7 protein-coding genes are annotated in these 13,291 nt (G+C 62.0%); all 7 read left to right on the top strand.

Features of this window, described 5'->3' with window-relative positions; translation table 11 throughout:
• The first annotated feature begins 386 nt into the window (after positions 1-386).
• The 7 genes from HBO12_RS09815 to HBO12_RS09785 all read left to right on the top strand — a co-directional run bounded on the left by HBO12_RS09815 (position 387) and on the right by HBO12_RS09785 (position 13,290).
• Positions 387-1,613, top strand: coding sequence for a hypothetical protein (locus HBO12_RS09815; protein ID WP_170042047.1), 1,227 nt, complete (start codon positions 387-389; stop codon positions 1,611-1,613).
• A 1,118-nt stretch (positions 1,614-2,731) separates the two neighbouring features.
• The gene (locus tag HBO12_RS09810) at positions 2,732-4,183 is read left to right on the top strand and encodes an alanine/glycine:cation symporter family protein (RefSeq protein ID WP_170042046.1); all 1,452 of its coding nucleotides are present in this window, start codon (positions 2,732-2,734) and stop codon (positions 4,181-4,183) included.
• Between the two features lie 77 nt (positions 4,184-4,260).
• On the top strand, positions 4,261-5,238 hold the full coding sequence (locus tag HBO12_RS09805; protein ID WP_170042045.1) for an asparaginase: 978 nt from the start codon (positions 4,261-4,263) through the stop codon (positions 5,236-5,238).
• A 50-nt stretch (positions 5,239-5,288) separates the two neighbouring features.
• Positions 5,289-6,281 (top strand): AraC family transcriptional regulator, encoded by a 993-nt coding sequence (locus tag HBO12_RS09800; protein WP_170042044.1) that lies wholly within the window; start codon positions 5,289-5,291, stop codon positions 6,279-6,281.
• A 136-nt stretch (positions 6,282-6,417) separates the two neighbouring features.
• Complete coding sequence (locus tag HBO12_RS09795) at positions 6,418-7,452, top strand: histone deacetylase family protein (RefSeq protein ID WP_170042043.1); 1,035 nt, start codon at positions 6,418-6,420, stop codon at positions 7,450-7,452.
• Positions 7,449-8,540: a polyamine ABC transporter substrate-binding protein gene (locus tag HBO12_RS09790; RefSeq protein ID WP_170042042.1), complete on the top strand. Its 1,092-nt coding sequence runs from the start codon at positions 7,449-7,451 to the stop codon at positions 8,538-8,540. Before HBO12_RS09795 ends, HBO12_RS09790 begins: the two co-directional genes overlap by 4 nt.
• A 115-nt stretch (positions 8,541-8,655) precedes the next feature.
• Positions 8,656-13,290, top strand: a complete 4,635-nt coding sequence (locus HBO12_RS09785; protein ID WP_170042041.1) for a dermonecrotic toxin domain-containing protein — start codon at positions 8,656-8,658, stop codon at positions 13,288-13,290.
• The last annotated feature ends 1 nt before the right edge of the window (position 13,291 follow it).

Here is a 13,291-nt window from a genome sequence, read left to right as displayed (position 1 = left end):
TATCCTGAATAACCGCGTTACCCTCAAGTTCTTCGCTCGCGCCTACAGGATCACCCGCAAAGTGCCCGTTTCATTGGCAGCGTGCAATAAAGACGCACCTATCACGGGCAACTTTGTTACCGCACTTACGGATTGTTTCATGGGTTATACACAGCGCTTTGTTTCCCATATAAACAATTGTTTTTAAGCGGTTTTTTTATAAAATCCAAACTAACTTACCGCCTGGCACACTTCCTGCTCTACTCCCGTGCATCCACTGATTAAACGGCGTTTCGCCGATAAAACAATAATAGCCAACACTTAAACCCGGTAAGACCCGCTCCCTCCTTAGTTGCCTTTAAAGGCAAGCGGACGAGTGTTGCCGATCACCCGGTAGAGAGGTCTCTATGAAGCGTGTCTTATGTGCAGGATTGATGTTTGCCAGTTTCAGCGGTTTCGCCGCAGAACCCATCCCTTCCGAGCCGGTGCGGGCCAACGCCGCCAATAAACCTTTCCCCCACATTGCCTGGCGCAGTGACGCCGGGGACGCCAGCCTGGACATCGGCGGCGCGCTGCGCACCAACTATCGCGACGAGCATTGGGACACCACCGAGAACAATGGCCGCTTCCTCTTCGACACATTCCGCCTGGACGTGCAGGCCACCTACAAGAGCCTCTATAGCGATATCGGCTACTGGTTCCAGGACGACGGCAAGCGCTCCATCGACCGTGGCTTCGTTGGCTATCGGCTCAATGCCAACTCCAACCTGCAACTGGGCGCACCGTTCAAGCCGTTTGGCCTGGAGCCGTATCCGCAATTTGGCTGGAGCTACCACCTGCCGTTTTTCATGGGCTATGCCTCGAGTGCCGGCACCGGCCTCAAGTACAGCTACAAGGATCAGGATTGGGACGTGCAGCTTGGCTTTTTCCCGCGCATGTTGCCCAGCGACCTTCGCTACTCGCCTGAAGTCGGGCGTTACGCCGACCTGAACGACAACGCGATTGCCTTCACCCAGTCGCGCCAGGACAACGAGAAGCGCAACCAGCTCAACGCCCGCGTGGCGCGCACCTTCAACAGCAATGGCTGGAAAACCGAGATCGGCGCCTCGCTGGCCACCGCCCAGCTGTACAACGCCACCACCAAGGACGATGGCGACTATTGGGCCGCCGGTGTACACGCCATCATCAACAAGGGGCTGTGGACCGTCACCACCCAGGCCATCCGCTACGAATACGATCCCGAAAACCCCACCGGCGTCAGCAAGGACTCGGTACTGATGGGCGGCAACGGCCTGACCCCGGCCTACCTGATCGCGTCCAAGGCCAGCCTGGCGTCGATCAACCTCGGCTACGACGTCTACACGCCTAGGCTGGGGCAGTTGAAGAAGGTCAAGCTGTACACCGACTACAGCCGGATGATGAAAGACAAGAGCGAATGGGATGATTCGCAGATGTTCACCGTAGGCGCGCAGTTCCTGGCCATGCCGGTGATGGCCTGGGTCGACTTTACCTGGGCGCGCAACGCCAACCCCTATGGCGGCGCAGAGAATGGCAGTGGTTTTACCAACACCAGTTCGGTGGGCAGCAACGAGTGGTATTACCGCACCAACGTGAATATTGGTTACTACTTCTAACCAGACAACAAAAGTCAAAGGTGGGGGGGGAGTACATATCCGTTGCTGCGGTCATGGCGGCTATTGGTTCCGCCCTTACGGCGGGTCACTTTCGAAAAGCGCGAAAGTAACCAAAGCGCTTTTGCCCCACCACTCGGTGCCTCGCCTAGGCTCGGCATGCCCGCAGTCAGGCATTGCTCCGTGGGCCCGCCGCGATCGGCCATCCATGGCCGTGTCGCGGCTACCCCGGCATCCTGCCGGGGTGCCCACTGCGCAATACCTGCCTGCGGCCAGCGTGGTTTGACGGGGCGCCTAAGATCAAAAGCCAGATCAAAAACAGAGCAACAGCAAAGCCAGAGCGCGAAGCTGCATTCCCCTGTAGGAGCTGGCTTGCCTGCGATGGCGGCAGGTCTGCCAACAGATTCATCGACTGATACACCGCTATCGCAGGCAAGCCAGCTCCTACAGGGTACGCGTACGCTTCGACGATCAGGTCGGCTGTCAGGCCGCCTCGCGTTGCTTGTGATTTTGATCCCAGCGCCCCGTTAAACCACGCTGGCCGTCATCCGATATTGATTTGGGGGGTAACCCGGCAGGACGCCGGGTTAGCCGCGCTGGGCCAGGGATGGCCCATCGCGGCGGCCCCCCAAATCAATGTCGGATGACGGGCACACCGAGCCTAGGCGAGGTGCCGAGTGGTGGGGCAAGAGCCCTTTGCTTACTTTGGGGCTTTTCCAAAGTGAGCCGCCGTAAGGGCGGAACCCTAAGTGGCCATGACTGCAGCAACGGATATGTACTCACACCCCACAACCAAAAAAGAGCAAGTCGTGTAGATACTCATGCCTAACGCAGCCTCACCAAAGCTCGACAGCCCCCACATCAGGTCAGTGTGACGCTTCGACCATTCCTCGCTCAGTTGCGCTGCTTGCAGACGGCTGGCGCACACCTAGGTATAGTGCCGCCCCTCTTCGCATGCACGATCGTCAACCGCATGCGAACGCCGAACTAATAACAACCCGCGACTTGGAACCGGGACGAGCACTCGCCCCACCTATCGTGCTGCCTGCGCGACGGTGTGTAACGCGATGTTTCGACCCGTCCGGCTTTTGCCTTTACAAAAAAACAGCGAGGAATACTCCATGCTAGAAGTCATCAACGACTTCCTCTCAGGAAAAGTACTGATCGTGCTCATTGTCGGGCTCGGTGGTTACTTCACGATCCGCTCGCGTTTCGTTCAGTTTCGTCACTTCTTTCATATGTTCGCGGTGTTTCGCGACAGCCTCAAAAGCAGTGCCGGCCAACTCAGTTCGTTCCAGGCGCTGATGCTCAGCCTGGCCGGGCGGGTGGGCGCCGGTAACATCGCCGGGGTCGGCATTGCCGTGACCCTGGGTGGCCCGGGCGCAGTGTTCTGGATGTGGGTCACCGCGCTGGTGGGCATGTCGTCGAGCTTTATCGAGTGCTCCCTGGGCCAGCTCTACAAACGCACCGACGCCGAAGGCACCTACCGTGGTGGCCCGGCCTATTACATCCAGCACGGCCTGCAAAAACGCTGGCTGGGGATGGTCATGGCGTTCCTGCTGCTGGTGACCTTCGGGTTCGCCTTCAACGGCCTGCAAGCCCATGCCGTGACCCACTCGCTCAATAACGCCTTTGGTTTCGACACCACCTACACCGGCCTGGCGCTGGCGGTGTTGCTGGGCCTGGTGTTTATCGGCGGGATCAAGCGCATTGCCTCGATTGCCGACCTGCTGGTGCCGGTCAAGACCCTGGTCTATATCGCCGTGACGGTCTACGTGATCGTGCTGCAATTCGACCAGGTGCCGGCCATGCTCGCGACCATCGTCAGGAGCGCCTTTGGCCTGGACCAGGCCTTCGGCGGCCTGGTGGGCAGCGCGATCATCATGGGTGTGAAGCGCGGCGTGTTCGCCAACGAAGCAGGCCTGGGCAGCGCGCCCAACGTGGCCGCGGTGGCCTCGGTGGAACACCCGGTCGCCCAAGGTGTGGTGCAAGCGTTCAGCGTGTTCCTCGACACCTTCATCATCTGCACCTGCACCGCCCTGCTGATCCTGCTTTCGGGCTTCTACACCCCAGGCTTTGAAGGCGACGGCATTGCCCTGACCCAGAACTCCCTGGCAGCGGTGGTCGGTGACTGGGGGCGGATGTTTATCTCGGTGGCCCTGGCGTTGTTCGTGTTTACATCGATCATGTACAACTACTACCTGGGCGAGAGCAACCTGCGCTTTTTGGTGGGCAACAACCGCAAGGTGCTGATCGGTTATCGCGCGTTGGTACTGGTGCTGATCTTCTGGGGTTCGATCGAGAACCTGAGCACCGTGTTCGCGTTCGCCGACATCACCATGACCATGCTGGCGTTCGTCAACCTGTTCGCCCTGGCGTTCCTGTTCAAGATCGCCATGCGTATCCTCAACGACTACGACAACCAGCGCGCGGCGGGCATCAAGACCCCGGTGTTCGACTCCAGCCAGTTCCCGGACCTGGACCTGGACCGCAAGGCCTGGCCGGCCAACCCGGTGCAGCCTGAGCCAACCGCTCAAGCGACTGCTGAGTTGAACGCCCAAGTGCAACGCTGAGCCTAGATAGATGACACGCCGCCCGGCCTTGGGCATGCTCTGGGCCCGGCGGCGTTTTTCGTTCAGGAGATTGTTCGATGTCCAAAGCTAACACCCTCATGGTGCTCTACACCGGCGGCACCATCGGCATGCAAGCCAGCGCCAACGGCCTGGCGCCCGCTTCGGGCTTTGAAGCGCGCATGCGCGAACAGCTTGCCCACCTACCAGCGCCAGCCTGGCGCTTTCGGGAAATGTCGCCGCTGATCGATAGCGCCAATATGACGCCCGCCTACTGGCAACACCTGCGCAGCGCCGTAGTCGAGGCTGTGGACGAGGGCTGCGATGGCGTGCTGATTTTGCATGGCACCGACACCCTGGCCTACAGCGCGGCGGCCATGAGTTTCCAACTGCTGGGCCTGCCGGCGCCGGTGGTGTTCACCGGTTCGATGCTGCCGGCCGGCGTGCCCGACAGCGATGCCTGGGAAAACGTCAGCGGCGCCCTGGCAGCGTTGGGTGAAGGCCTGGCGCCCGGGGTGCACCTGTACTTCCACGGCGCACTGATGGCGCCGACCCGCTGCGCGAAAATCCGCAGTTTTGGTCGCCATCCCTTTGCTGCACTGCAGCGCAACGGCGGCGTGGCCAAGGCCCAGGCGCTGCCTGCCGCCCTGGACTACCGCCAGCCCAAGGCCCTGGCCAATGTCGGCGTATTGCCGCTGGTACCGGGCATTGATGCCGGGCAACTGGATGCCCTGGTCGACAGCGGCATCCAGGCACTGGTGCTCGAATGCTTTGGCAGCGGCACCGGGCCCAGCGATAACCCGGCGTTCCTCGCCAGCCTGCAGCGTGCGCAGGCTCGGCACATCGTGGTCGTAGCGATCACCCAATGCCATGAAGGCGGTGTGGAACTGGACGTATATGAAGCGGGCAGCCGCCTGCGTGGGGTCGGTGTGTTGTCCGGTGGCGGCATGACCCGCGAAGCTGTGTTCGGCAAGCTGCAAGCCTTGCTCGGCGCCGGGCTGCCCAACGACGAAGTACGGCGCCTGGTCGAGCTGGACCTGTGCGGCGAACTGAGCTGAGCGGCATATAACTTGCTCCACTTCCAGCCATCCCCTGGCTGGAAGTTCCCATGCTGCACTCCCACCTCACCACCCTCAACGCCGTTTCCCTGGTGCTCAGCACCTTCAAGGCCGAAGGCTTGCCCGCCGAAGCGCTACTGGCCGGCAGTGGCATCTGTGCGGCGGACCTGAGCCGCGCCGACACACGCATCGCCACGCACCAGGAGATGCAAGTGTGCGCCAATGCCGTGGCCTTGCAGCGCGATATCGGGCTGATCGTGGGGCGACGGATGCACGTATCGGCGTACGGCATGCTCGGCTATGCCCTGCTCACCAGTGCCACTTTCGGTGACGCTTTGCGCCTGGCCCTGCGTTATCCGGCGCTGTTGGGAACACTGTTCGAACTGAGCCTTGAGCAAGACGGCGAGCGTATCTGGTTCACCGCAAGCGATTACCGCGAGAGCCCGGCGCTGACCGCCTTCAACGTGGAGCTGTGCCTGGGGTCGCTGAAGGTGATCTGCGACGACCTGCTCGGCCATCCGCTGCCCTTGCTGGGCGCGCGCTTTGAGCATACTGCGCCGGATTACCAGGCGCGCTATGCCGAGTGTTTTGACTGCCCGTTGCAGTTCCAGGCCACGGCCAATGCGTTCGCCTTCGACCAGCGCTGGCTCGCCCAACCCTTGCCCCTGGCCGACACCGTGACCCACCGGGCCATGGCCGAACGCTGCCGCAAGCAGAACACCGAATTCACCGGGCGCGAGGCCTGGCTGGGGCGGGTCCGCCAGTTGCTCGCGGCACAACTGCACGCCGCACCGGGGCTCGATGGCCTGGCCCAGCAGATGAACTGTTCGCCGCGCACCCTGCGCCGGCACCTGCACGACCTGGGCTGCAGCTACCAGGAACTGCTGGACGAACTGCGCTTCGAGCGCGCCAAGCAGTTGTTGGCGCAAGACCAGTGGCCGATCTACCGCATCGCCGAGCAGTTGGGTTTCAGTGAGACCGCGAGCTTCCGGCATGCCTTTGTACGCTGGAGCGGTGTAGCGCCGAGTCAATTTCGAGCCTGACGCCCCATGCAGGGGCGAATTTCGGACAGACAATTTGGCCATATTTATCCCCTTTTGGCCGCTCCTGCCGTTCTCCAAACCTGCGCGCACCGCAACACTGCAAGGCATCCCAACCTGCCTGCGGAGAACAATAAAAATGCTGACGATCTACTCGCACGATCACCACCTGCACCATGGCCGTTGCGAATTGATGGACGGCCAGTTGATGCCCTGCTTCGAAATGCCTTCGCGCGCCGACCATGTGCTGCAACGGGTCAAGGACCGTACACTGGGCCCGGTGCAAGCGCCCCAGGACTTTGGCCTGGCGCCGCTGCAGCGCATCCACAGCCGCGACTACCTGGAGTTCTTCCAGGGTGCCTGGGCCCGTTGGGTCGAATTCGGCCAGGACGGCGACCTGCTGCCCTACACCTGGCCCGCCCGGACCTTGCGCCGCGTGCTGCCCACCAGCCTGCACGGCCAACTGGGCTATTACAGCTTCGACGGCGGTGCGCCGATCACCGCCGGTACCTGGCAGGCGGCCTACAGCGCGGCGCAGGTCGCGCTGACCGCGCAGCAGGCGATCCAACAAGGCGCCCACAGCGCCTTCGCCTTGTGCCGGCCACCGGGGCATCACGCCGCTGGCGACTTGATGGGCGGTTACTGCTACCTCAACAACGCCGCCATCGCCGCCCAGGCTTTTATCGACCAGGGCCACAAAAAGGTCGCGATCCTCGACGTGGATTACCACCACGGCAACGGCACCCAGTCGATCTTCTATGAGCGCAGCGATGTGCTGTTCACTTCGATCCACGGGCACCCGCAGGCCGAGTTTCCGTTTTTCCTCGGTTATGCCGACGAGCTGGGCGAGGGTGCCGGCGAAGGCTTCAACTTCAATTACCCGCTGCCGGCCGGTGCCGCCTGGGACACCTGGAGCGCGGCACTGGAGCAGGCCTGCCGGGAGATCGAGGGCTATGGCGCCGACATCATCGTGGTGTCCCTGGGCGTGGACACGTTCAAGGACGATCCCATCTCGCAATTCAAGCTCGACAGCCCGGACTACCTGGCCATGGGCGCGCGTATCGCCCGCCTGGGCAAGCCGACGCTGTTTGTGATGGAAGGCGGTTACGCGGTGGCAGAAATCGGCATCAATGCCGTCAACGTTCTCGAAGGTTTTGAAGGGGCAGCCCAATGAACATGCTCAAGTCGCTTGTGCTCTGCGCCGCCGTGCTCAGCAGCGCCGCCCACGCCGAAGAAAAAACCCTGCGGGTCTACAACTGGTTCGACTACATCACGCCCAAGGCCCTGGAAGATTTCAAGGCGCAGAACCCGGCGATCAAGCTGGTGTACGACATCTTCGACACCAACGAAGCCCTGGAAGCCAAGTTGCTGACCGGCAACTCCGGGTATGACGTGGTGGTGCCGTCCAATGTGTTCCTGGCCAAGCAGATCGAAGCCGGGGTGTTCCAACCCCTGGACCGCAGCCAGTTGCCCAACTGGAACCACCTCGATCCCAAGCTGATGAAGCTGATCGAGGCCAACGACCCGGGCAACAAACACGCGGTGCCCTACATGTACGGCACCATCCTCATCGGCTTCAACCCGGACAAGGTCAAGGCCGCCCTGGGCGCCGACGCACCGGTGGACAGCTGGGATTTGATCTTCAAAGAAGAGCACATCAGCAAGCTCAAGCAATGCGGCGTGGCACTGTTGGACTCACCGTCGGAAATCCTGCCCCTGGCCCTGCAGCACCTGGGCCTGGACCCCAACAGCAGCAACCCCAAGGACTATGTCAAAGCCGAAGCGTTGCTGATGAAGATCCGCCCCTACATCACCTACTTCCACTCATCCAAATACATGGCCGATATCGCCAACGGGGATATCTGCGTGGCCGTCGGTTACTCCGGCAGTTTCTCCCAGGCCGCCAACCGCGCCCGGGAGGCCAAGAACGGGGTGATCGTCGACATGCGCCTGCCCAAGGAAGGCGCGCCAATCTGGTTCGATATGCTGGCCATTCCCAAGGGTGCAAAAAACCCGCAGGACGCCTACACCTTCATCAACTACCTGCTGCAACCCCAGGTGATCGCGCCCATCAGTGATTTTGTCGGCTACCCCAACCCCAACAAGGATGCGACCGAGCACGTCTACCCGGCGATTCGCAACAACCCCAACCTGTATCCCACCGAAGCGGCGATGGCCACGCTCTACACCCTCAAGCCCCTGGAGCGCGACGCCGAGCGTGCGCGGACCCGGGCCTGGAGCAAGATCAAGTCCGGCACCTGATCGACCTTGGCCTGGGCGCGCCGGCCCCGGCCAGGGTATTTATCTACCGTCTTCGCCGCCGCCGCAGAAACTACCGTGCAGCTCTTCAAGCCTTCCACTGGCCAAGGAGCTGCAAATGCCCAACGACTCACCCGCCCCCCATAACCGTCCGCCAAGTGCCTATGAGCTGCTGATGCAATTGAGTACCGGCCCCTCCATCCGTGAAGTCGCCGCGAACCTGCTACGTGCAGCCCTCAAGGAGCAATACCCGACACTGAACATCGAGCCGGACCTGGCCATGGTCGTCACACCGCATTGGCGCATCGTCGGCGATGCGATCCAGGCAGCGCCGGCGTCTACCGAATCACTGACCTCGGTCCTGGCCAACCAGGCCCTGTCGCCTGAGCCGGTGATCTATATCGACGGCGAGCATTTCCTCACCCTGGAGCCCGCAGCCCAGCCCCCCGACCACCTGCCCGTGAAGATCGATGCTATCGCACGGCTGGTCAACGAGCTGTCGGCCCTGATCTTCAGCGCTTTCCAGGAGCAGCAGTTGGACTACTGGAATGCCTCCAACGGCCTGGCAGGCCCCCGCTGGCAGACACTCGCCCATTCCTTGCGCAACGTATGGAACGTTACGGCCCAGGAAGGCTGGGATGAACAAGATTGCGCCATGGCCAGGACGCTGTTCCACTTCCCGCAGCTGGCCAGGCGCAAAACCTCCGATACCTTCCAGACCCACGCTTACCTGGTCGACATTGATGCCAGCAACGAAAACCAGTCCATTCACGTTGGCCTGTCGGATATCGCGGTGCTGATCGGCGTACATGAGCAACAGCAGCGCATCCTCACGTATTCGCTGAGCACTGGTTACGCGAAATTCGACTCCCTGGACGCCTTCGGCCAAGCCCTGCCCACAGGCCTGACGCAAAGTGCGGCGCAGGTGAACGTGCAATGGCGCCTGTACGAACCGCAGGGGGATTTCTTCGAGAGCCAGGCGTGTAACCTGGTCGCCCTGCAACTGGAGGCCATCGGCTCGGTGGGCTCGTCCGGCATCGAAGCACCTCCCGCAGCAGCGGTCGGCGGCCAGGCGGTCGCCCGCATCCTGCCGGTGATTGAGGACCTGAGCAGCCACTCACTGTCGAACATCCGCCAGATACATGAAGAGCTTCCCGAGTGGCTGACCGGCGCCTCAGACCTCGACATCTCGACCTACAGCCGCTACCTGATCGACCTGGCCGAACTGCACACCCACAACCACGGGCGCACGTTCCAGGACGGTATCCCGGCAATCCGCGACTACGCCCGGGAGCAGTTGCAAGGCACACTCAAACAGCAACCCAATGGCGCGAGCCTGAACCTGGACAAGGTCGAGATCAGCATCGAGAGCCCGGTGGTCTGGGGCACTTTTGTGCTGCCCGGGGCCAGCGACATCACCCGGCGCAGCCTGATCGACCTGGCCCTGGAAAACCTCACCGGGCTGCCCACAGGAACAACCAGCGTGCTCTACAACGGCGGCAAGAGCCCGACCTGGCTGACCTACACCTACCTCAAGGACCTGATCGAAACCCTCGATATCGGCGAACACTACCCGGCGCTGATCAAACGCACCCTGCTCGACGACCCTGCTGAGTCGAAGAGCCGGCAGACCCTCTACACCTCGCACTTGCGGGTGCAACTGCCGCTGCTGGCCTTGCAGTGGAAAATCCAGCGCCTGCATGGCATCGACGAGCGCGGTTACCGCTATGTGGCGGCGGCCGTGCAGGCAGAGGCGCACGAGCGCCAGGTGGAAGGGCAAGAGATCGTGTTCCGCCGCCTGGCCTTTGTCCCGACCTTGCGCCCCAGCAAGGAACAGGATGGGGTGGCGAATATGTTCGTGATCGGCCCCCGCGACCACACCCAGGGCCCGTGCCTGCTGTATCGCCCGTTGCTGACTCCGGTGCTGATCCAGTTCCCGTCCCGGCAAAACCTGCTGTATGCGATCAAGCATCAGCGCACCCTGCGCGATTCGGTGCTGGCCTGGCTGGCCGAAGACATACGCTTTAACTACGAGCAGTACGTGTTCCCCGCCGCCCTGCCCTCGCCATGGACGGTGGTGCGCGCGCTGGTGGAACCGCAAGTGGTGCTGCAAATGAGTGGCCCCATGGCCCTGAGCGACGAAGTGCTGGGCAATGATGCCCTGGCGACGTTGTTCACGGACAACGCCAATGCGCTGGTGGAGCTGGCCAACCGCCAATCGGTGTCCAATGTGCAGAAGCGCTGGGCCAGTTACCGGCAGGCCGGCTGGATGATTTTCGGCGCGGCGCTGCCCTTTTTGGGGCGCACGGTGGGGATCGCCGCATGGATCTGGCAAATCATGGACGACCTGCAAGCCACGGCCCAGGCCGAACCGGGGCCCGATGGGGAGGTTTCCTGGACGGCTCAGGTCGACCTGCTGCTCAACCTGGGCATGGCCCTGGTGCTGCACGTGACCTTGCGCCATCCACCTGAGCGAGCAGCGCAAAAGGTGGCGCTGGTGGAGACTGAACCCACACCGGTAGAACCTGAAACCACGGTTCTGGAAAAGACGCAAAAAGCACTGCCGACGTCGCCCAAAGTCCTCGTCAGCCAGCAAGCCAACGTGTCCGAGAGCGACCTGGCCGCACGTCATCAAGGCCCCCTGCACAGCAGCGGCGCACTCAGTCGTGCGCCCTCAAGCCTGGGGGCGACCCTGGATCGCTTCAAAATTGACAAACCCGAGGGGCTGGGGGAGCCGATCACGGAGGCCGGGGTGCACCTGCATCTCTATGCCCTTGCCGATAAATGGTACGCACCGGTCGGCCCACGCTGGTTCGAGGTGACGGTGGATGAGAACGACAACGTCATGATCATCGACCCCAAACGCCCCACCCACAACGGCCCCTTGCTGCTAAGCAACCTGGCCGGCCAATGGTTTGTCGACACCCGCCTGCGCCTGCGCGGTGCCGGGTTCAGGAACCGCCGCAAAGCCGCGCAAGCCAAAGCACCTTCGCGCATCCTCGACCTGCGGCAAAACCTCAACGCGTTCAACGCCGACCAGCGACGCGGGCAAACCGAAATCACCCAGGCACATGCGGCGATAGAGCCAAAGCCAGGCCCCTCCTCCGAGCGCCAGCGCGAGGCGTACATCGACAAGGTCGACGCCCGCATGGCCGAATACGACGTGCCCATCCGCCAACTGCGGGCACTGAACATCATCGACACAGTGCCCAATTACCAGGGCAACATGATTGACTATTTGAGCCAACAACTGCTGCTGACCCGTTCGGCCGTTGCGCAACGCCTGCCCATGTTTCGCACCAAGCTATTGACCACGCTCCAGGAGCTGGAAACGATCACCTCGCGGGACGCCAAGCTTCAGGCGCAGCTCGCCGGAACGGTATCAAAGCTCAACCTGGACATGATCAAGCGCCTGCAATACGCCGAGTCGCGTTATCGCGAGCTGGAAAAGCTCGGTATCGAGGGCACCAAAATCATCCAGACCACGCTGCGCGCCTTGCCCCACTTCAAGCTATACGACCTCAAAGCCCTGCAAATCACCCTGACCCGCTACCTGTGCATCACGCCAGGCACAGGCGAAGCGTTCACCGATGCGCACCGCCAGCTCGATGAAATCGTCAACTGCGCCGATATCAACATCCTGACCTGGGTCGAGACCCTGAGCGAATCGACCATCAGCAACCCGGACGAGCGCCTCGATGTGCTCAACAGCCTGGTAGAACAGTTCGCCATCATTGACCAGCGCTTGCTGGACCTGCACGCCGAATACCCTGAACACGTGCAGCGAGAGCCCCTGGAAGACCTGCGCCAGCGGATCGACGAATTCAACCAGCAGGCGACTCACGAACTGGTGCTGCTGCTGCGTGAGCGCAAGCCCCCGGAACCCAAGGCCGGCTCGTCCAGAACGCCGCAGACGCCGAAAAAAAAGGTTATCAAGACCCGTTTCAGCGGCGTGCTGGTGGGGGAGTTGCGGCCTGACGAGGCAGGCCTGCTGGATGTCAGGGCGCCGGTGACGGGCAAGGTCATTGCCACCTTCCACGAAAAAAGCCCCGGCGTGTGGGTGGAACGCGCAAGGCCTGCCGCAAAGCTGCCCAAGCCACAGGCTGCCGACCTCAATACCAGCATGAACGATGGGCAGCACCTGCTGGATGAGGAACCCGCCGCCACGCAGCGGGTGCTGGCGCATGCCAAAAAAGCCGGACGCATCCCGGTAGAGATCGAAGAAATGCTGCATCAGTACGCGGCACGCCTGGAGCAGGCGGTTAACACGGTCGAGGAGGCGCTGACCCAGCGCAACCTCACCGAAAGCGATCGCCCCTCTGCTGCCACACTCAACCGCAAACTCAACGAGGCGGCGCAACGCCTCTACCAATTGGGCACCAACACCCGTATCAGCATGACCAAACAGCAACTGCCCACCGCCGAACGGGTGGAATGGCTGCACAGCCTGGGGAAGGTAAATATCGTCAAGGTGGTCACCCGCCGACGCCTCAAGGGGCCCGGCAAAAACTATCTGGATGAGTACGCCATCCGCGATCACCAAAGCCAGGAAGTGCTGTGGTATGCGCACTTCCACTACGAATCGCCGCAAGCCGAACTCGACAACTACACCGCCGGCCACCTCAAGACCCGCGACCAGCAAAAGCTCGGCGGCGCGATCCACCGTACGGGCTTGAGCGAGCGCGACCAGATCGCGATTTATCGCAGTGAAATCCGCCCGCCACTGGCGCGTGCCCTGTTCTTCCAGAACTGAG

Source organism: Pseudomonas sp. WS 5059, assembly GCF_012985525.1.
Taxonomy (GTDB): Bacteria; Pseudomonadota; Gammaproteobacteria; order Pseudomonadales; family Pseudomonadaceae; genus Aquipseudomonas.
The sequence above is the reverse complement of the archived record's forward strand: the minus strand, read 5'-3'. Positions and strand labels throughout refer to the sequence as shown.

Excerpts from the sequence above, each read along its gene's own strand:
- HBO12_RS09815 (WP_170042047.1), top strand. The coding sequence starts at position 387 with ATGAAGCGTGTCTTATGTGCAGGATTGATGTTTGCCAGTTTCAGCGGT.
- HBO12_RS09810 (WP_170042046.1), top strand. The coding sequence starts at position 2,732 with ATGCTAGAAGTCATCAACGACTTCCTCTCAGGAAAAGTACTGATCGTG.
- HBO12_RS09795 (WP_170042043.1), top strand. The coding sequence starts at position 6,418 with ATGCTGACGATCTACTCGCACGATCACCACCTGCACCATGGCCGTTGC.
- HBO12_RS09790 (WP_170042042.1), top strand. The coding sequence starts at position 7,449 with ATGAACATGCTCAAGTCGCTTGTGCTCTGCGCCGCCGTGCTCAGCAGC.
- HBO12_RS09785 (WP_170042041.1), top strand. The coding sequence starts at position 8,656 with ATGCCCAACGACTCACCCGCCCCCCATAACCGTCCGCCAAGTGCCTAT.
- HBO12_RS09800 (WP_170042044.1), top strand. The coding sequence starts at position 5,289 with ATGCTGCACTCCCACCTCACCACCCTCAACGCCGTTTCCCTGGTGCTC.
- HBO12_RS09805 (WP_170042045.1), top strand. The coding sequence starts at position 4,261 with ATGTCCAAAGCTAACACCCTCATGGTGCTCTACACCGGCGGCACCATC.